This window comes from Salinicoccus halitifaciens (assembly GCF_021026095.1).
GTDB classification, from domain to species: domain Bacteria; phylum Bacillota; class Bacilli; order Staphylococcales; family Salinicoccaceae; genus Lacicoccus; species Lacicoccus halitifaciens.
On record NZ_JAJNCU010000008.1, the window covers coordinates 1 to 19366 of the forward strand.

At 52.0% G+C, this 19366-nt stretch carries 15 protein-coding genes; 10 read left to right on the top strand and 5 right to left on the bottom strand.

The features are described 5' to 3' along the window. Positions 1-332 precede the first annotated feature (332 nt). From LPW40_RS11575 to LPW40_RS11615, 9 genes are all read left to right on the top strand, one after another. Positions 333-1661: a glucose-6-phosphate isomerase gene (locus tag LPW40_RS11575; RefSeq protein ID WP_230822410.1), complete on the top strand. Its 1329-nt coding sequence runs from the start codon at positions 333-335 to the stop codon at positions 1659-1661. Positions 1662-1743: 82 nt separating this feature from the next. Beyond that, a complete protein-coding gene (locus LPW40_RS11580; RefSeq protein ID WP_230822411.1) occupies positions 1744-2343 on the top strand; it encodes a TVP38/TMEM64 family protein in 600 nt (199 codons plus the stop codon). 12 nt (positions 2344-2355) lie between these two features. Next, positions 2356-2886: a signal peptidase I gene (gene lepB, locus LPW40_RS11585; RefSeq protein WP_230822412.1), complete on the top strand. Its 531-nt coding sequence runs from the start codon at positions 2356-2358 to the stop codon at positions 2884-2886. Between the two features lie 58 nt (positions 2887-2944). After that, complete coding sequence (locus LPW40_RS11590) at positions 2945-6436, top strand: PD-(D/E)XK nuclease family protein (protein ID WP_230822413.1); 3492 nt, start codon at positions 2945-2947, stop codon at positions 6434-6436. After that, complete coding sequence (gene addA, locus LPW40_RS11595) at positions 6417-9869, top strand: helicase-exonuclease AddAB subunit AddA (protein WP_230822414.1); 3453 nt, start codon at positions 6417-6419, stop codon at positions 9867-9869. The genes LPW40_RS11590 and addA overlap by 20 nt, the downstream gene beginning before the upstream one ends. Beyond that, positions 9859-10959, top strand: coding sequence for a DUF418 domain-containing protein (locus LPW40_RS11600; protein ID WP_230822415.1), 1101 nt, complete (start codon positions 9859-9861; stop codon positions 10957-10959). The genes addA and LPW40_RS11600 overlap by 11 nt, the downstream gene beginning before the upstream one ends. A 60-nt stretch (positions 10960-11019) precedes the next feature. Continuing rightward, a complete protein-coding gene (locus tag LPW40_RS11605; protein ID WP_230822416.1) occupies positions 11020-11922 on the top strand; it encodes a fumarylacetoacetate hydrolase family protein in 903 nt (300 codons plus the stop codon). 91 nt (positions 11923-12013) lie between these two features. Then, positions 12014-12385: a DUF1516 family protein gene (locus LPW40_RS11610; protein WP_230822417.1), complete on the top strand. Its 372-nt coding sequence runs from the start codon at positions 12014-12016 to the stop codon at positions 12383-12385. A 157-nt stretch (positions 12386-12542) separates the two neighbouring features. Then, positions 12543-13952 carry an alpha-amylase family glycosyl hydrolase gene (locus tag LPW40_RS11615; RefSeq protein WP_230822418.1) on the top strand — a complete coding sequence of 470 codons (1410 nt, stop codon included), beginning with the start codon at positions 12543-12545 and terminating at the stop codon, positions 13950-13952. A 206-nt stretch (positions 13953-14158) separates the two neighbouring features. Here LPW40_RS11615 and LPW40_RS11620 read toward each other — a convergent pair whose 3' ends face one another. Genes LPW40_RS11620 through LPW40_RS11630 form a run of 3 tightly spaced genes read right to left on the bottom strand, consistent with a single transcriptional unit; the run spans position 14159 to position 17184 of the window. Then, on the bottom strand, positions 14159-15505 hold the full coding sequence (locus tag LPW40_RS11620; RefSeq protein WP_230822419.1) for a CoA-disulfide reductase: 1347 nt from the start codon (positions 15503-15505) through the stop codon (positions 14159-14161). Between the two features lie 3 nt (positions 15506-15508). Then, the gene (locus LPW40_RS11625) at positions 15509-16351 is read right to left on the bottom strand and encodes a DegV family protein (RefSeq protein ID WP_230822420.1); all 843 of its coding nucleotides are present in this window, start codon (positions 16349-16351) and stop codon (positions 15509-15511) included. Positions 16352-16371: 20 nt separating this feature from the next. Next, positions 16372-17184, bottom strand: coding sequence for a Cof-type HAD-IIB family hydrolase (locus LPW40_RS11630; RefSeq protein WP_230822421.1), 813 nt, complete (start codon positions 17182-17184; stop codon positions 16372-16374). Positions 17185-17293: 109 nt separating this feature from the next. Here LPW40_RS11630 and LPW40_RS11635 point away from each other — a divergent pair, with 109 nt between their 5' ends. After that, on the top strand, positions 17294-17602 hold the full coding sequence (locus LPW40_RS11635) for a metal-sulfur cluster assembly factor (protein ID WP_230822422.1): 309 nt from the start codon (positions 17294-17296) through the stop codon (positions 17600-17602). A gap of 192 nt (positions 17603-17794) precedes the next feature. On the opposite strand, the gene pcp is transcribed toward LPW40_RS11635, so the two are convergent. Together pcp and LPW40_RS11645 are read right to left on the bottom strand one after the other, a co-directional pair. Next, on the bottom strand, positions 17795-18436 hold the full coding sequence (gene pcp, locus LPW40_RS11640; protein WP_230822423.1) for a pyroglutamyl-peptidase I: 642 nt from the start codon (positions 18434-18436) through the stop codon (positions 17795-17797). A 14-nt stretch (positions 18437-18450) separates the two neighbouring features. Beyond that, on the bottom strand, positions 18451-19275 hold the full coding sequence (locus LPW40_RS11645; protein WP_230822424.1) for an undecaprenyl-diphosphate phosphatase: 825 nt from the start codon (positions 19273-19275) through the stop codon (positions 18451-18453). Positions 19276-19366 lie beyond the last annotated feature (91 nt).

A 19366-nucleotide genomic window follows, 5' to 3' on the forward strand; every position in this document is an offset into this window, starting at 1 on the left:
GGCCGGGGGAGGAAAACCCAAAGTGATCTCACTCGCATGAGGTACTATATACCTTATTACACAGGATTCTGGACTTGACACGTTTTTCGGCATAACTCCCTTCTTTGCGGTCAACTTATGTCACGGGAAGGCGTTTTGTGGCATAACTTCACTCTTCGCGGCCGTTTCGTGTCACGGGAAGGCGTTTTTCGGCATAACTTCACTCCTCACCACCGACTTATGTCACGCCACGGCGCATCGCGCCCATGACACCACCCCAAAGGGATATCAGTTGATTTCCTGTCTGTACATTTCTACAATTAATTAAAAGATATTTGTAAAGGGATGGTTTGATGACTGAGAATTTTATCCGGCTGGATCTTGAGCATACCCGGCATTTTGCGGGCGATCATGAAATCGGCATGCTGGAGCCGTACATAGAAGCGGCGCACGAAGCAATCGAGAAGAGGACGGGTGCGGGCAGCGAATTCCTCGGCTGGACGGACCTGCCGGAAACTTATGACAAGGATGAGTTCGAAAGGATCAAAGAGGCGGCACGGGCAATCAACGGCCACTCGGATGTGCTGGTCGTGATCGGCATCGGCGGTTCCTACCTCGGTGCGAAGGCGGCCCTCGAGATGCTGAACCCGACTTTCAAAAAAGAAGGGCCGGAAGTGATCTTCGCAGGGCATCACCTCTCCGCACATTATATGAACGAGCTCAAAGATCACCTCAGGGACAAGGATTTCTCCATCAACGTCATCAGCAAATCAGGCACGACGACGGAGCCGGCGATCGCCTTCCGCATCTTCAAGCAGCTGCTTGAAGAGAAGTATGACGATGTACGGGACCGGATATACGTCACGACCGACCGCAGCAAAGGCGCGCTGAAGCAGCTTGCGGATACGGAAGGTTATGCGACGTTCACAGTGCCGGACGACATCGGCGGCAGGTATTCAGTCCTGACCGCGGTGGGCCTTCTGCCGATGGCCGCTTCAGGTATCGACATCGATGCCGTGATGGCAGGCGCACAAGATGCAAAAAAAGAACTTTCACATAAAGACGTCTCCGAAAACCCGGCCTACCGGTATGCGGCAATCAGGAACATCCTGTACAAAAAAGGCTATCACACGGAGCTTTTTGCGAATTATGACGAACGCCTGAAATATTTTGCGGAATGGTGGAAGCAGCTGTTCGGCGAAAGTGAAGGTAAGGACAATAAAGGCATCCTGCCGCACAGCGCGAATTTCACGACCGACCTCCATTCACTGGGCCAGTATATCCAGGACGGACAGCGCGGCCTGTTCGAGACGGTGCTCTCCGTCGAGGCACCGATGAGCGACATCACAATCGAGGAGGATAAAGAAAATCTCGACGGCCTGAATTACCTCTCCGGCATGACGATTGATGCCGTCAATAAGAAAGCGGTCGAAGGCACGATGCTCGCCCATGTGGACGGCGGTGTGCCGAATATCCTCATCACCGTCCCGGACCTCTCGGCGCGGACATTCGGCAGCCTTGTGTACTTCTTTGAGCTCGCCTGTGCGATGAGCGGTTACCTGCTCGGGGTCAACCCCTTCGACCAGCCGGGTGTCGAGGCATACAAGAAGAACATGTTCGCACTGCTCGGCAAACCCGGGTTCGAAGCATTGCAGAAGGAATTGAATGACAGACTCCGTTAAAAATTATATAATTAAATGTAATCTTGGAATAGGCTATATTATTGCAATATAGCCTATAATCTTTTTTTGCGGGGTCATTTCATTGGAGCGTTGGATAGAATTATTCACAACCGAGGAAGGGATACGATCGATCTTCGAACAGTTCGAGCAATTCGGCCTGCTGGCGGGCTTTCTTCTGGTCATATTGGAAGCTTTCATTCCGGTATTGCCGCTGTTTGCCATCGTCATTTTAAATATCAATTCCTACGGCTTCATCGTCGGCTTCATAATGAGCTACTCGGCAACGGTGACAGGCAGTTTCCTTGTCTTCCTGACGGTCAGGTTCCTGTTCCGGAATGCAGCACAGCGGTACATCCACAAAAGGGAGAACCTTGAAAAACTGCTCCGCTTCGTCGATGAACGCGGGTTCACATTCGCATTCATCATGCTGGCGCTGCCCTTCACCCCGACCTCCGTCGTGAACGTGATTGCGGCCCTGTCAAATATGAGGAGTGAAGTGTATCTGCTGATACTGGTCGCCGCCAAACTGATCATGATCGGCTCGATGGCGCTGGTCGGCTATGACATCACGGAATTCTTCAACTCGCCGGTGCGGCTTGCCGTCTCCCTTATATTATTGGCGTTATTATACTTTTTCTCGAAATGGTATCAGCGTTATTTGAATAAGAAATTGAAAAAATAGAGGTGCATCCCAGTGAAAAAAGAAATTCTGGAATGGGTGATGGCGATTGCCATCGCCATAATGTTAATCGTGGTGATCAGGACCTTCTTCTTCGTCACCTATACGGTCGACGGACTCAGCATGGATCCGACACTGCAGGACGGCGACCGCGTCGTCGTCAACAAATTCATGGATAACTTCACCGATTATGAATACCCGGAAGTCGTCGTATTCGATTCTGATATGGGTCCGGCGTATGTGAAGCGTGTCATCGGCACGCCGGGTGATGAGGTCGAGATGCGGGATCAGCAGGTCTACGTCAACGGGGAGCCGCTCGAAGAGGATTACGTGGTGCACACCGGGGAATCGTACATGGACAACTTCACACTGAGTGACCTCGGGGTGGAAGGGGATGTGATCCCGGAAGACCATTATCTGGTGCTCGGCGACAACCGTCCGGTTTCAAGGGATGGCCGCGACTTCGGGCTGATCCATGAAGACAGCATCGTCGGCGAAGTCCAGCTCAGATTCTGGCCGCTGAACGAGATCACAGTCAATTTTTAACCATATTAAGACACCTTTTTTCAGGGTGTCTTTTATTTACTTATAAAGGAGTGGGACCATGAGAGTCAATATTTGGACGGGCGTCAGCGGTACGGGCAAGACGGACCAGATGTTCAAGGAGATCGAAGCGATAACGCTGGATGAGCCGCTCGGATCGAGCATCTACATCATCACGCCGACCCAGAACACACTGCAGTATGAACGCATACTCACCGCCGGCAGGAATGAAAACCTCACCGGCAGCCTCCGGGCCGGCGTGTTCAGCTTCCAGAGGTTCATCTGGCATATATTCAACGAAATCGGCGGGAACAGCCGTGAGACGCTGAGTGAAAGCGGCCAGGTGATGCTCCTGCATAAGCTGATGGATGATATGAAGGACAGCTTCAAATATTATCAGGATTCGAGCCAGTACATCAGATTCTCCAAAAAGGTGCTCGATATGCTGAAGGAATTTAGGACATACCAGGTGTCGGTCGACGACATCGGCAGCGTCAGATCCGAAAAGGAGCGCTACCAGGACAAACTTTACGACCTGACGCGGATTTATGAGAACTGGCTCGAGCTCATCGGAGAGCTTAATATAGAAGATCTGAACATCATCAATACATTCATGACGGCACTGGATATGAATCCCGACATCAAAGTGCTGAAGGACGCCGTGATCTACATCGACGGTTTCCACAACTTCACGGAAAGCGAGTTCCAGCTGATTGCGGCACTGGCGAAGCGGGTTAAGGCGATCAATATACTCCTCACCCACAAGGGTGAGAATAAAACCCTCTTCAGAAAGACGGATGCGAGCATCACACGCCTTCAGGAGCTGCTCGGCAGCGCGGTCAACATCGTCCATTTCGAGGACGAGTTCAGGCGCTCCGGGAAGATGGGGCTGATCCAGCTCGAGGAATACTTCTCGAAAGGAAAACCCATGACCCTCTATGACGGCATCACCATCACGGAAGCACCGAACATCATCGATGAGGTGACGAATGTCGCACGTGAAATCGAGCGGCTGACAGCAGACGGCATCCATTACAGGGAGATCGGGATACTTTACCGCGACGAGTCCTATATCCGTCATATCGAATCGATATTCCGGAGGTTCGACATCTCCTACCATGTGGACCAGAAGGTGCCGATGCACTCCCACCCGTTCGTCCAGTTCATCATCTCGGTGCTGGAATGCTACATGCGCAGGTTCGAATTCACCGCCCTGATGGATGTGCTGAAGGCGGAATATATGACAGGACCCGAAGAGCGTGACTTCATATTCCAGTTTGAAAACTTCGCACTGGAGCGCGGACTGACAAGAAGTGCACTTTTCAAAGATGAGCTCTTCACCGTGAGGCGGTTCAGGGACGGCGAAGGTGAGATCAGGGAGATCGATGTAAGTGATGAGGTGGCGGACCTCCTCGACTTCAAAAATGACGTGCTGGGCCGGCTGTCCCGCCTGTTCGACCGGTTCGACGAAGCGGAGAACGTCCTACAGTACATTACGATCATCCATGAGTTCCTTGCAGAAGAGGGCATCATGGAGAAGGTCGAAGCGGAAATCCATGCGCTTGAGGAGACCGGCGACATCGTGAAGCGTGATGAGACGGAGCAGGCATTCAACCATTTCGTGAAGATGCTGGATGATGCATACATCGTCTTCAAAGAGGAGCCCGTCTCATTTGAAATCTTCCATGAAACGTTCAAGGACGGCCTTTTGAATGCGGAATTCAGCCTGCTCCCGTCGACGATCGACCAGGTCATCATCGGCAACCTCGACCTCGCCAAAGTCGAAAATAAGAAGCATGTCTTCATCATCGGCATGAACCGCAATGTGATGCCGAGGGAGACGCGGAGCAACGCGCTCATCAGGGAAGAGGAAAAAGAACTCTTCGAAGCCCACGACATCATCCTTTCGCCGAGCGCCAAAGTGCTCGCACAGGATGAGCGGTTCGTCTTCTACCACGGGGCGACCCGGGCAAGCGAGGGGCTCCACATCAGCTTTTCCAACATGCTGCAGGGCGGGGAGCCGACCAAGATCAGCCCCTTCGTCGAAGAGATCATCCCGCAGCATGACTACCAGAGGGATCTGGTGTACCGCCGGACGTCCCTGTACGGGAAGTTCGAGCCTGAAAAACTGGTGTCATCGGCACGCAGCATGGAGGCGCTGATCCATCTGAAGCTCAGGGAGCTGCTCGGCATACACAACGTTCCGATCAGTGAACTCGCGCGCTATCCGGAGTATGCGACATGGATCCGGCTGTACCAGATCATCAAAAGCCATGATACGACCGGCATGTACAAGAGGCTGAACCTGAGCCTCACCGATGACAACCGCGCGACCCCGATCACCCCGGCCACCGCCGAAGCACTTTACGGCGAATCGATGCATGCCAGCGTCTCGAGGTTCGAGTCGTTCAACCGCTGCCAGTTCCAGCACTTTGCGAATTACGGCCTCAAGCTGAACGTCAGGCAGCCTTACAAGGTGGCGCCGCTCGACCTCGGTAACCTCTACCACCATGTGCTTGAAAATGTGACGCGCAAGCTGGATTTCACATTCCAGCATGAGGATGCACACATCGAAACAGTCACGGAGACGGCGATCGACGAGGAAGCACAAGCGATACAGCACGGCATCTTCAATGATTCATATTACAATGCCTCGCTTAAGCGGAGGGCAAAAGATGCGCTGACCCGGCTGATTTATTTCATGCGGGACATCGAGCGTCTCGGCGAGTACAAAATTGCCCATGTCGAACTCGGATTCGGCAAATCACGTGATTCCCTCGGCGAAGTCACCTTCGAAAGCGATGCCGGCAGGAAGATTTCCTTGAGGGGTAAGATCGACCGCATCGATGTATATGAGAGCGGCGGCAATGCCTATGTCAACCTGATCGACTACAAATCGAGCACGAGGAAGATTTCGCGTGCAGGGATACTGAACGGCCTCGAGCTGCAGATGATCACTTACATGCATGTGCTGACAACGAACGGCACCGATCTGTTCGAAGGCGAAGTGCGGCCGAACAGCATGCTCTTCTTCCCGGTGAAGGACCCCGTACTCAATCTGAAAGCGGAGGCCGAACCCGCCGAAATACTGAAGGAGCAGAATAAACAGCTCAAGCCCGACGGCGCCTTCATCAATGAACATCCCGAGTACGATGAATATATGGACGAGTCCTCGATCGGCCTGACGGGACTGCTGTCATCGGTGGAGGAGTATAAGGACTACAGCGAATTCTACCCGATCACGGTGAGCGCCAAAGGCAAGATCAACGGCATGACGAAAGGGCGGTATTTCAGCCCGGCACTGTTCCGCCATTATGCGGATTATGTGATTGAAATGTATAAGAAAGTGACGGATGAAATTTATTCAGGGGCGAATGAAGTCAACCCGATGTCGACGGGGGATGTGCTGCCGTGCAGCTTCTGCGACTTCAAATTCGCCTGCCGGGTGGACTATTTGATGAATGCCCGCGAGATGCGGGAGAACAAAGTGGAAGAATCGGAAATTGAAGCGTTTGAAAGGGAGGTGGCCTCTGATGGTGACCTGGACGGATGAACAATATGAAGCGATCCATTACACGGGCTCGGACATACTGATTTCCGCCGCAGCAGGCAGCGGAAAGACGACCGTGCTCGTCGAGCGGATCATACAGAACATCGTGGGCGGCAGGTATTCTGTGGACGAACTGCTCGTCTCCACCTTCACGAACATGAGTGCAAGGGACATGAAGGAAAAGATCGAAAAAGAGCTGCGCAAAAAGCATGCGGAGACGGGGGACCCGAGGCTGAACGAGGAGATACTGAAGCTGAACGGGGCGCATATCTCGACGCTCCACAGCTTCTGCCTCTACCTTATACGGATGCACTACAACGTCATCGGCATCCCGCCGGATATGCGGACGCTGTCGGATATAGAAGGCCAGATCAGGCTGGACGGGGTCATCGACCGGGTGCTTGAGGACTACTATGCGGAGGGGACGGATGTCTTCACGGACTTGACGTTCATGACATCTTCGGATAAGAACAACAGCGGCCTGGTTGAAATCATCAAAAACCTCTATTTCACCGCGGTGGCGAGCCCCGATCCGCTCAGTTTTCTCGAAAGCCGGCTTGACCAGTACGAGGACGCATCGCATCTTGAGGCCATCGTCGATTCATATAATGAAATCATCAGGCATAAGCTGATTGCACTCGAAACGTCGCTCGATGAACTGCATAAGGGGTACAACGCCGTCTACCATGAAGACATCAAGGAGACGCAGAAGCGCGATGCATTTGATGCGCTTTCCGACCTGATGCGTGCGGTGGAGCGGGCCCGGGAGGCGAACCTCCGGGGCGAAGCCGTCGATCTGCCGCCCTTTGCCCTGAAGGACGGGCGAACGGCATTCTTCAAAAAGATCGCGGATCCCTATGAGAAGAAACACCTGACCGACACCCAGAATAAAGTCAAGCAGTCCTATAATGAACTGCTGTCACTCCCTGCCTACACCGTGGAGGATGCGGCGGATGAACTGTCGCCGATGAATGAGATGAACAACACCCTCATCCGCATCGCCATCAATGTGCTGGAGAGTTTCAGACATCAGAAGAACCTCCGGAATGAAATGGATTTCTCCGATTATGAGCACTATGCCCTCGCGATACTGAATGCGAATGACCAGGAAGTGGCTGAAATTTACCGGGAACAGTTCAAGGAGATCATGATAGACGAATATCAGGACATCAACCGGGTGCAGGAGGCGATCATCTCGCTGATCAAGACCGGGGATGAGAAGGACGGCAATTTGTTCATGGTGGGGGATGTGAAGCAGTCCATCTATAAATTCAGGCAGGCGGACCCGTCGCTCTTCATCGAAAAAGCGAACCGCTTCAAGGGACCGGGCAGCGGGAAGATCATCAATCTGAACCACAACTTCAGGTCGAGGGGTGAAGTGCTGGATCTGACCAACAGCCTGTTTGAAAGGATCATGGACGAAACGGTCGGTGAAATCGAATATGATGACACCCAGAAGCTCGTCCAGGGCAACTACTTGGATGCACCGGAAATCAGACAGGAGCTCCATGTGATCGAAGAAGCCGATGAGATCGAAGGGAATGCCGAAATCAGGCACATCATCGATGTCATCAAGGATAAAGTGTCACGCGGGGCGGATTACAGGGACATCGTCATCCTGACACGCAATACGACGGATAATGAAGACTACCGGAAAATGCTGAGTGAAGCGGGTCTGCCGGTTTACGTCAACAACCGCACCGGGTACCTCGACACCCTTGAGGTGCGTTCGCTCCTGAGCATACTGTCGATCATCGACAACCCGCTGCAGGACGATCACTTCACCGGCACGATGCGCCTGCCACAGTTCGATTTCAACGAGGAGGATATCGCGAAGATCCGTGCCTGTTCGGATGCGGTCTATATGTATGAGACCGCCCGGGAATATGAGGCGGAGGACGATCTTAAGAAGCGGCTGGACGGCTTCTTCACGGTGCTCGATGAACTGCGCACACAGGAGCGGTATTTGAGCGTACCCGAACTGATCGATGAAATTTATTACCAGTTCAATCTTCTGGAATATTTCTCAGGGCTGCCGGGCGGGCAGAACAGGCGGGCGAACCTGAACGGGCTCGTCGAGAAGGCGATGGAATTCGAGGAGATGTCGCATATCTCCCTCTACCAGTTCATCACGACGATCACAAGGATGATCGCGGACGGTCAGGACTTCGGCGAAGAGAACACCGTGTCGCCGGATGACGACATCCTCCGGGTGATGACGATCCATGCATCGAAGGGGCTCGAGTTCGACCATGTCATCTATGCCGGCATACACAGGAACCTGAACTTCAGGGACCTGCATGCCAGGGTGATCGTCCATGCGGACTACGGCATCGGCTTCAAGCGTTTCAACAGCCGTGACAATACGATCCTGCCGAGCATCCATTCAATCGTCATGCAGGAATACATCAAGAAGGAGACGATTTCAGAGGAGATGCGCCTGATCTATGTGGCGATGACGCGGGCGGTGGAGCAGCTGACGATCCCCGTCGTCTTCAAGAAGGAACAGAAGGAGAAATACCTCTACAACGGCGGTATGGTGCTCGCCGATTACAGGCTGAACATCAACAGCGTGCAGGAACTGATCTTTCCGGTCCTGAAATACTTGATCGATTCGGAGTATGATTTCCTTGAACTCATCGATGTTGAAATCAAGGATGTGGCTGAAGAGGAGAAGATGTATCATCTGTCTCCGGAGACGCTTTTGAATGTGGAAGCGGGACGGGGGGAATCCCTGTATGAGAAGTTCAGCCACCGCTACCACAGTCCGGGGCTCACGGACCTCGTCCATAAAGAGTCCGTCACGGAAATCAAGCGCAAAAACAGTACGCATCCGGATGATGCCAAAATCGTCCGGCATACGAGGAACGTCAACCTGCGGGAGCCGGAATTCCTGAACCGGGGTGTTGAAGCACCGATCTTCGGTACGGTCATGCACGAAGTGATGATGCACCTGATGAATGACTGGGCCACACTCTCCGCACTCGGCGCCGCCGAAGCGGAAGCGTACATCGACCGGCTGATCTCAACGATCCGCGAGAGGGAGACGTTTTTGACCGACGTCCATGTGTACAGGATAAAGGACAACATCTCGAGGTTCTTCAATGATCCGGTCATGATGGACCTGCTTGAAAACCAGAAGCAGATCCATACGGAGATCCCCTTCATAATGAACCAGCGGGCGATCGGCTACTCGGAGCATGAAGCCCAGATCGTCCAGGGGATCATGGACTGTCTTCTGGAAATCGACGGGCATTACACGATCATAGACTATAAGACGGACTGGGTGCCGCCCGGTGCGGATAAGCGGGAACTTGCGGAACGTTACAGGACACAGATGGATATTTACCGCCGCTCGGCTGAAAAAGCACTCGGCAGGGAAGTGGAAGTATATCTGTATTTCTTTTTATATGGAGCGATAAAAGTTGAAGACTGACAATAGACAACACATATTTTTTGTAATCGGTGCCGCAATCTTTCTGCTGGCAATTTATAACGGGATGAGGTTTTCAGTGCCGCTTGATGTCATCAACCCTTATGAGTATTTCCACGGCTCGGAAAGGACGAACTACCAGATCATGAACATGTTCATCGGCGGGGCGGTGGTCCCGCTCATAGCAATCGCTGCAGGCTATCTGCTGATGACATTCAGGACGCACCGGCCGGCGGACGTCATCCTGACGCTCGTCGTCATGCTGTTCTTCATCTTGATATCGACGGTGTTTTTCTTCGGATTCGACGTGCTGCCGGGGATCATCATCATGAGCATCATCGCAGCACTTTTCCTCAGGCTCGATTGGAAGATCATACTTGCATCATTCGGTTTTTTATTCGCCCTGCATCTGCTCTTCAACGGCCTGATCATATTGTGGAGCGGATTCGGCTCGCCGGGTGACATCATCTACTCGAGCATCCAGCAGGTGAACCGCTTCAGCAGCGTCTTCGGCGGGTCGGATTACTTCGCGATCATCGGGCTGAACATCGAGGTGTTCATGACTTACCAGCTGGGCAGTTGGTTCATGTGGACATTGACCATCCTGCCGTGGATCTTCCTCGGCATGGTGCTCCATCATTTCGATATCGGCAGGCTCATCCAAGACAATACGGGCATGATGATTGCGGTGGCGGCGGCGCTCATCACGGGCGGCATCATGATAAAGATCATCGAGATCCTCTCACTCGGCTCATTTGCAGCGACGACGTTCGCGGTTTACTTCGGCGGGCCGCTGCTCGGTGCCGGTTACTTCATGGCACTCTTGCTCGCGGGCCTGTACCTGCCGGGCAAAGTGCGTGCATTATTTGCCGCCGCAGGGGAGAAGGGGCTCACACTGTACATCGTCTTCAATTTCGTGATGGTGGTTTTATTCTACGGTCCGGGCTTCGGCCTGTTCGGTGAAGTATCGATCATGACGACGGTGCTCATAGTGCTTGCGGTGTACGCAGCACTGCTCGTGCTCGGCGTCATTTTGAAACGTTATGAAATAAAAACCCTGGAACAATTGAGTGTTGTGAATATTAAGAAATGAAAGAATTAAGCATCGATGTTTGATATAATATATTCAAATACAATTTAAGGAGAGAATTCCATGAAATTTTTGACTTTTGAATATCAGGACAGCACTTATTATGGGGTAAAAGTGAAACGTGAGGAAAGTGCATGGATCTTGCCGAAATTGTTTGCAGATTTTGGGGAAGAGGAAAACTATCCGAAAACTTTGCTCGAGGGGATCTCGACTTATCATACACTCGATTTTCAGGAAATCGTGAGAAAACTGGTTGAAAAAGCAAGAGGATCGTCAGATCCGGACAAATACAAAGCACCATTCAACGAAATAAAATTCCTGGCGCCGGTCACGCCGCCGAACAATGTCATCGCGCTCGGCCGCAACTACAAGGCTCACGCCGAAGAGATGAAGAGCAAGGTGGAGAGCCTCTACGTCTTCACAAAGGCCGCTTCAAGCCTGGAAGGTGACGGGGCGGTGATCCCGAACCACCAGGACATCACGAAGGAGCTGGACTACGAAGGTGAGCTCGCCGTGGTCATCGGTAAAGAGGCATGGAAGATAGACAGCAGCATGGCGCTCGACTATATATACGGCTACACGATTTTAAACGACATCACCGCACGTGAGTTGCAGAGGGAGCATGCACAGGCGTTCCTTGCCAAAAACCTGAAAGGCTCGGCACCGATGGGGCCGTTCATCGTAACGAAGGATGAGCTTCCGAATCCGGAATCGACTTCCATCGTGACTAAAGTGAACGGGGAAATCAGGCAGGACGGTTCGACGAGCGACATGGTGCTGAAACTGGACGAACTCATCGCGGAAATTTCAAAGTACATCACGCTGCAGCCGGGCGACGTGATCGCAACGGGGACGCCGAGCGGTGTCGGGGCAGGCATGAACCCGCCGCAGTTCCTCAAGCCGGGTGATGAAATCCGGGTTTCCGTCAACGGAATCGGCACATTAACGACATATATTGAAAAATAGACCCTTAAAATCTTGTCGCAATCGGTGTTATAATTGATGCGTATGATTTTAAACTGAACAGGAAAGGAAAGAACGGATGATACACTTACATTTGACAACCATTATCCTGGCAGTGATCCTGTATGTCATCGCCCTCGTACTTTATTTGAGGGACAGCCCGAATAATGCAGGGAAGATGACGCATATGATCCTCAGGGCGGACTACATCTTTCTGATATTCAGCGGATTGCTCGTCTACATTCAGAATATGGAAGGCATCAGCGCATCCGACGGCCATATGATGTACGGCCTTAAAGTATTGTTCGGCCTTGCAGCGGTGGCACTGATGGAAATCAGCCTCGTCAGGGCGAACAGAAGTGCACCGGCCGCAAAAGGCCTGACGATCGCAGCGGTCGTAATCGTCATCATCACTATCGGCCTCGGCATCTATTTGCCGCTTGGACCTTTAAGCTCAATGTTTTAATTTGCAATCCATACTGCAGATCATCTGAGATCTGCAGTTTTTTTATCGAATTTATGAACTTTTGACGAAAACCGACCGAACGATTCACTAATCTAGTATACTGGTGAAGATATGAAACTAAAGGCAGGCATAGACAATGAAAATATTTAAAACAGTAATGTCAGCGCTGATTCTCGGCATGGCACTATATACACCTTCTACATATATATCGGCGAATACAACAGTGAACGATACGGACCGGATCTACAGCATCGTGGTGGACCGCTTCCTGAATGCGGACACTTCAACGGATGAATCGGTGCCGGAGGATGAAAACCCTGAGCTTCGTTTCGGCGGGGACTTCACCGGAATCGAGCAGAACCTCGAATACATCAGTGACATGGGCTTTACAGCCATCCACTTATCACCGGTGTTCGCATTTGCACCGGATGACTACCTCGGCTATGATGTTGAAAGCTATGAAGAAATCGACGCGGGCCTCGGCGGGGCCGAAGGACTGGAGAGCCTCGTCGAAGCGGCACATGATATCGGCCTTGAGGTCATCGTCGATGTCCCTGCGGTATCCGTCGACGGCGCAGGCGCAGCGGATGAATTGACCGTGAACAGCATATACGGTGATTACATCGATGATAAAGACCTTGCGATGCTGGACTTGACTGATGCGGAGATCCAGAGTGAATATCAGGAAGTCATCGGGAATTTCGTGGATGAGTTCAATATAGACGGGCTGTCCATGATGATTGCACAGGATGGCGTCGATGCAGGCGAAGTGCTGCCTGAAGATGTGAAGACATATGGTTTCGCCACGACGGAAGGTCTGACGGCGGAAGGGTTCGACCATATCGCGGATGAGACGATGCGGCAGACGCTCGCCGAAGCCTATGCCACGGTGAACCGTGAAATCCCGGAAATCCCGGAATCGGAGCATATGCTGCTTGCGGACCACTGGTTCAGCGAGCGGTTCACATCGCATGCCGTGGAGGAGAACATGTTCCCCGGCACACGCGTCAAACAGCTTATGACCTACCTGTACAGCCACACCGGACCGATCAGCATGCTGTACGGGACGGAAGTCGCATTGAACGGTGAGACGATACCGGAAATCCATCCGCAGATGGACCTGTGGACCGACCAGGAAGTGGTCGAGTACATCGAACACATCAGCAGGGTCTACAATGACCATAAGAACGCCTTCACCGGCGACCTTGAAACGCTGCATCAGAGCGACGGCCATTACATCACCCGGTATCATACGAACGACGTGGACTTTATTCTCAATGTCAATGATACAAGCGAGACGAACGGCGTGAACCTGAACCTCGATGACGTGGATGAAGGTAAAGTGCTGAGCGGCATGCTGATCGGCGATATGATCCGCGCCACAGCGCCCGGCGAATACATTGTGGTGCTCGACCGTGAAGAGACCGAACTCTATGCGATCGTGGAGGAGAGCGGCTTCAACAACGGCTACGTCATTGCGAGCGTCATCATCTTCGGCGGATTTGCACTCTTCATCTTCCTTGCAGGACGGAAAAACAAAAAATACAGAGAGAGTCAGAACAAATAAATGACTGAACCCCGGGGGACCGGGGTTCTTTTTGATTTGTAGGGGGAGGATGTTCGCGGAATCCGATTTGAAGAGGGATAAAAAGCGGCGCAGATCGGAAAAGTATTCCGAATCCGATTTGCAGGGGAATAAAAAGCGGCGCAAATCGGAAAAGCACCCGGGCGCACAAAAAACCACGACCCATCCAGGGCCGTGGTCCTTTATTCTCAGTATAATCCGCGCTTTTTCATCTCTTCGATCGCTTTGTAACCGACCATGTTCAAGTCGCTTTTCGGGCTCGAGAACGGCGGGGAATATGCGACTTCGATATTGATGAGGTCCTGCGCTTTTCCGCCGGCCCGGATGTGGGCGGCGAGGGTATCGAGCCGCTTGTCGACGCCGCTCTTTGAAATCATCGCTGCCCTTAAGATCGTGCCGTCGTTACCGACATACATTTTAATCCGGATCTTCGATGCGCCTTCCATATAACCTGCCTTGAAATTCTGCTGGTTATCGATGACGAAATGCTCAATGCCACGGACGTCTTTCCGCTCGAGTCCTATTGCGCCGATTTCATATTCGAAGAGCCGCATGATGTTCGTGCCGAGCAGGCCTTCAAACTTCACGTCATACTCACCGTGGATATGGTTTGCAATCGTGTAGGCCATGCGGTGTGCGGGCCATGCAAGCTTGATGTTGGCACGTATTTCCGGTGCGTGCAGGTAGTTCGTCTCCATGATGTCACCGAGGGCGTAGACATTCTCAATATTGGTCTGCCCGTATTCATTCACCGGGATGAGGCCGCGGTCGGTGACGTCCACCCCGGAATCCCTTAAAAACTCGGTATTCAGCGTCAGGCCGATGCCCTGGATGATCATCGGGGCCGGTATTTTTTCATTCGTCGTCAGATGGGCATATCCATCGGCGACGCGGTCGATTTCGGAATTCATCTTCAAAGTGACCCCGTGGTCTTCAAGCGTCTGCTGTAGGACGGCGGCCATCTCCTCTTCGATATGGCCGTAAAGGTGGCCGTTCCTGTGGACGAGTGTGACATCGATGTCACGCATCCTCAAGTTTTCCGTCACTTCCATGCCGATGAACCCGGAACCGACGACGACCACTTCCTGTATACCTTCATCATCGATATACTTCATGATTTTATCCATATCTTCAAGCGTGTGGAGGACATGGTTTTCCGGGACGCCGGCAAGCGCCGGGACGATCCGCGGCCTGCCGCCCGGGGAGAGGACCAGATGGTCATATGATTCTTCGAAAATCTCACCGGACTTCAGATTTTTGACGGTGACGAAGTTTTCGGAAGTATTCACTTCAATGACTTCATGATAAGTACGGACAGTGACATCCTTTTTGCCGAAGCTTTCGGGAGTGGCCGCAATCAGCTGGCTGCGTTTTGCCACTTCACCGCCGATGTGGTAGGGCAGGCCGCAGTTGGCAAAACTGATATCGCGGTCTTTTTCAAAGATGACAATCTCACACTCCGGATTGAGGCGCCTCAGCTGTGATGCGGCCGTGGCGCCTCCTGCAACGCCGCCCACAACAACGGTTTTACCCATTTCCTACACCCCTTCGTTGAAATAAAACAACGCCACTGTACCGTTGCCGGTATGGCTTGAAATCGTCGGGCCGATCATGCTGATGTTGACTTCTTCAAGCCCGGTCTCGGCGAGCAGCTTCTCTTTCAACTGTTCTGCACTTTCGAGCGCATTCGCATGGACGATGTGCGCCCTGCCTTTGACGTTGTCTTCATTCAGGTGATTGACCATGCTGCTGAAGACCTTTTTTATGCCGCGGTGTTTCTCGAGCGGCACCAGTTTCCCGTCTTCCATATGAAGCAGCGGCTTGATGTTCAGGAGCCCGCCGAGGAAGGCACTCCCCTTGGAAAGCCTGCCGCCCTGAGCAAGATAATCCAGGTCATTTACAGTGAAGAAATGACGGATGTTCCTGACATTCTTTTTGACATTTTCAATGACATCCTCTTTCGATAAGCCGTTCTGGATATCATCGCTTGCCCGCTCGACGATCATGCCGAGGCCGTAGCTCGCCGCTTTCGTATCGATCAGTGTGATGTCCGCCTCGGGATATTCATCCATGATGGTATCCTTAGCGATGACCGCACTCTGGTAAGTGCCGGATAATTCACTTGAAAAGGCGATATATAATATCGATTCCCCCTTTTCCACATAAGGCGTGAATTTTTCCACGAAATTTTCAGGGTTCGCCTGGGAAGTCGTCGGTCTTTTACCGTCCCTGATCGCCTGCAGCACTTCTTCGCTTGAGATGTCGAGCTGGTCCCTGTAGTTTTCGTCATCGATGGTGATCGTCAGCGGCAGCACTTCGATCCCTCTCCGTTTTGTTTCCTCGAGTGTCATGTCCGAACAGCTGTCGGCAAATAGTTTCATAATGTATCAACCTCCTGGATTTATATCTTCAGGCTGAAATAATCAGCCAGAAATTTTCCGACTCCATCATCATTATTTGAATCTGTGACGTAATCCGCCACACTTTTGATGTCGTCGATGGCATTGTTCATGGCAACACCATGTGCCACATACTGGAGCATCTCCGTATCATTGTCCTCATCCCCGAAGGCGATGGTATTCCTGCGGTCGATTCCCAGGTAGCCGCGCGCATAATCCACGCCGACCGCCTTGTTGATCCCTTTTTTGATGATCTCAAGAACCGGGTAGGGTGCACCCCAGCGCCTGTGCTCGATCGCCTCGGCGAACAGGTCGTCGAGTTCCTGCCTGATTGCGGGTATCTCTTTTTCCTCCGCCTGTATCAGGATCGTCGTCGGCCCTTCCTCCATCGTCTGGGTCAGCTCACCGACCTTGACGACCGGCTCCCCCATGCTGAACGCGTCAAATAAAACTTCGTCATGATAATGAAGGTAGACCGTGTCCTTTATTTCCGCGATGACGTTTTGTATATTGAGGGCCGGGATCCTCCTTGCGATTTCAATCGCGACTTCAAGGTCGAGTTCCTCATGCACCGTCCTGAAATTGAAATCATGCGGATGGTGGACGAAAGCACCGTTGAAATTGACGATCGGTGTGTCCATGCCGAGTTCTGTATAATAGGGCTCGCTCGCACGGTAAGGTCTGCCGGTCGAGATCATCAGCTCATGCCCTTTATTTTTCAATGTATTTAAAACTTCTTTTGTATACGGACTGATGCTTTTATCATCCGTAAGTAGTGTGCCGTCTAAATCCAAACATATCAAATGCTTCTCCATAATTCTGCTCCTCTATAAAAGTTCACAATTCCATGATAGCATTTATATTTAAACCTTGTTAATAATTTGTTATGATATACGTAACTAAAACTCTAAAGGAGTGAGATGAATGGATAAAGAAATGGAAGAAAGCATGATGGGCGCGTTGGAAAACGTGATTGACCCTGAACTCGGCATAGATATCGTCAACCTCGGCCTCGTCTACGGTGTGCACCTTGACGAAGACGGCAACGCAGGTGTTGAAATGACATTGACTTCAATGGGCTGCCCGATGGGACCGCAGATCGTGGACAGCGTTAAGCAGGCACTGGCAGAACTGCCGGAAGTTAAGGATACTGAAGTGAACATCGTCTGGAACCCGCCTTGGGACAAAGATAAAATGAGCCGCTATGCAAAAATTGCACTCGGCGTCAGCTAAATAATGGATTTATGAACCGCCCGGGAGGGCGGTTTTTTGTTTTGTGGAGTAATTATTGGCGGGTGTGATTAAGCGGGGAGCGGTTCTATCGCTCACTGGATTGGTTGATTGAGCGATAGACGGCTCCCATCGGCCAAACAGAAGTTGATACATACATAAAAAAACAGGCGACATCAGTCGCCTGTTTCAAGATCAATGCAGCTCGCCCATCGGGCGGGTGATATCTTCATCACCTTCAGAAAGCGCGCGGACTGCAGCGCTCAAACCCGTAACGATATCTTCAAGCGGCATCGACGGCACACCCTCTCTATCATCAACCTGCTCCGGAATAAACGGCACGTGGATGAAGCCATACTTCAATCCGGGAAATTCTTCCTCCGCCATGAATCCGAGCTGATACAGGACATGGTTGCAGACGAATGTACCGGCGGTGTTCGACAGCCGGGCGGGCACGCCCGCATCCGCCACCGCAGCAACCATCCGCTTCACCGGCAGATTAGAAAAATACGCCGCAGCACCGCCGGGCTGTATCGTTTCATCGATGGGCTGCCTGCCGGCATTATCAGGGATCCGGGCATCATCAATGTTGATGCCGACCCGCTCGACGCAGATTTCACTGCGCCCGCCGGCCTGGCCGACCGCGATCACGCAGTCGAACGCGCCATCAACCAACAAACTGCGCATGACTTCAGCCGACCGGTGGAAGATCGTCGGTATTTCGGTTTTCTTTATTTCCATACCTTCAATTTCATCCGGCAGCCGCTTCACGGCTTCAAGCGCCGGGTTGATGGACTCCCCGCCGAACGGTTCAAAACCGGTGATGAGTATCTTCATACAAATTCACTTCCTTATGCGATGAACAGCTGGTAAAGGATCGAGAGCGACCCGATCGTAAAGCAATAGTACGAGAATATGACCAGGTTGCCGCGCTCCATGACGCCCTGCAGCCATCTCAGCGCAAAATAAGTCGCAATGACCGACGCAACGAATGCGAGCAGATAGCCGATCCACAGCGTATCAATGTTCGGGTCGTTCACGATGTCGGGTATGCCGATCAGCGCAGTACCGAGTGATACGGGTATGTACAGCAGGAAGACGAACCGGAGTGCGTTCTTCTGGTTCAGCCCGACGGCCATCGCACCGACGAGTGCGGCACCGCTCCGGCTGACGCCCGGCGTGAGTGCGACCACCTGGGCGAGTCCGACGATGATCGAATCCTTGACGGTGAGTTCCCCGTCGCGCTTCTCGCCGCGTTTATTTTTGATGAACCACAGTGCAAGACCCGTCACAAGGAGCATCAGCCCGACGAATCCGACAGAGATATTGTCCCCGATCACATCCTTGAGCAGAATTCCCATAATGCCGACCGGAATCGTCGCGATGAGCAGGTACATCGTATACTTCGCGTCATCTACCGCATCCGCGTCCCTTGAGCCCCGGAATAAAAACCGGCTCAAGTTTCCAAGAATGGATAAAATATCATATCTGTAAATGAATAAGACAGCAAGCAGTGAAGCAGTGTTCAAAAATATTTCAAAAGACAATCCCTGCGCTTCAATCCCGAAAATCTCCCGGACAATCACAAGGTGACCGCTGGATGATACCGGAATCGGTTCAGTGAACCCCTGAAGCAGACCTAAAAACAAGTATTTGATGAGTTCCCATATTTCCATTCTCCAAGCCTCCTAAAATCTAAACTTCAGTATAAAATAAAAGTCTTCCAAATGCGATAAATAACTTGAAATAAGGGTAAAAAGTAGTATA

Bases quoted from the DNA above. Each gene is read 5' to 3' on its own strand.
- LPW40_RS11620 (WP_230822419.1), bottom strand. From the start codon at position 15,505: ATGGGTAAAACCGTTGTTGTGGGCGGCGTTGCAGGAGGCGCCACGGCC.
- LPW40_RS11635 (WP_230822422.1), top strand. From the start codon at position 17,294: ATGGATAAAGAAATGGAAGAAAGCATGATGGGCGCGTTGGAAAACGTG.
- LPW40_RS11590 (WP_230822413.1), top strand. From the start codon at position 2,945: ATGAGAGTCAATATTTGGACGGGCGTCAGCGGTACGGGCAAGACGGAC.
- LPW40_RS11615 (WP_230822418.1), top strand. From the start codon at position 12,543: ATGTCAGCGCTGATTCTCGGCATGGCACTATATACACCTTCTACATAT.
- LPW40_RS11625 (WP_230822420.1), bottom strand. From the start codon at position 16,351: ATGAAACTATTTGCCGACAGCTGTTCGGACATGACACTCGAGGAAACA.
- pcp (WP_230822423.1), bottom strand. From the start codon at position 18,436: ATGAAGATACTCATCACCGGTTTTGAACCGTTCGGCGGGGAGTCCATC.
- LPW40_RS11605 (WP_230822416.1), top strand. From the start codon at position 11,020: ATGAAATTTTTGACTTTTGAATATCAGGACAGCACTTATTATGGGGTA.
- addA (WP_230822414.1), top strand. From the start codon at position 6,417: ATGGTGACCTGGACGGATGAACAATATGAAGCGATCCATTACACGGGC.
- LPW40_RS11645 (WP_230822424.1), bottom strand. From the start codon at position 19,275: ATGGAAATATGGGAACTCATCAAATACTTGTTTTTAGGTCTGCTTCAG.
- LPW40_RS11575 (WP_230822410.1), top strand. From the start codon at position 333: ATGACTGAGAATTTTATCCGGCTGGATCTTGAGCATACCCGGCATTTT.
- LPW40_RS11630 (WP_230822421.1), bottom strand. From the start codon at position 17,184: ATGGAGAAGCATTTGATATGTTTGGATTTAGACGGCACACTACTTACG.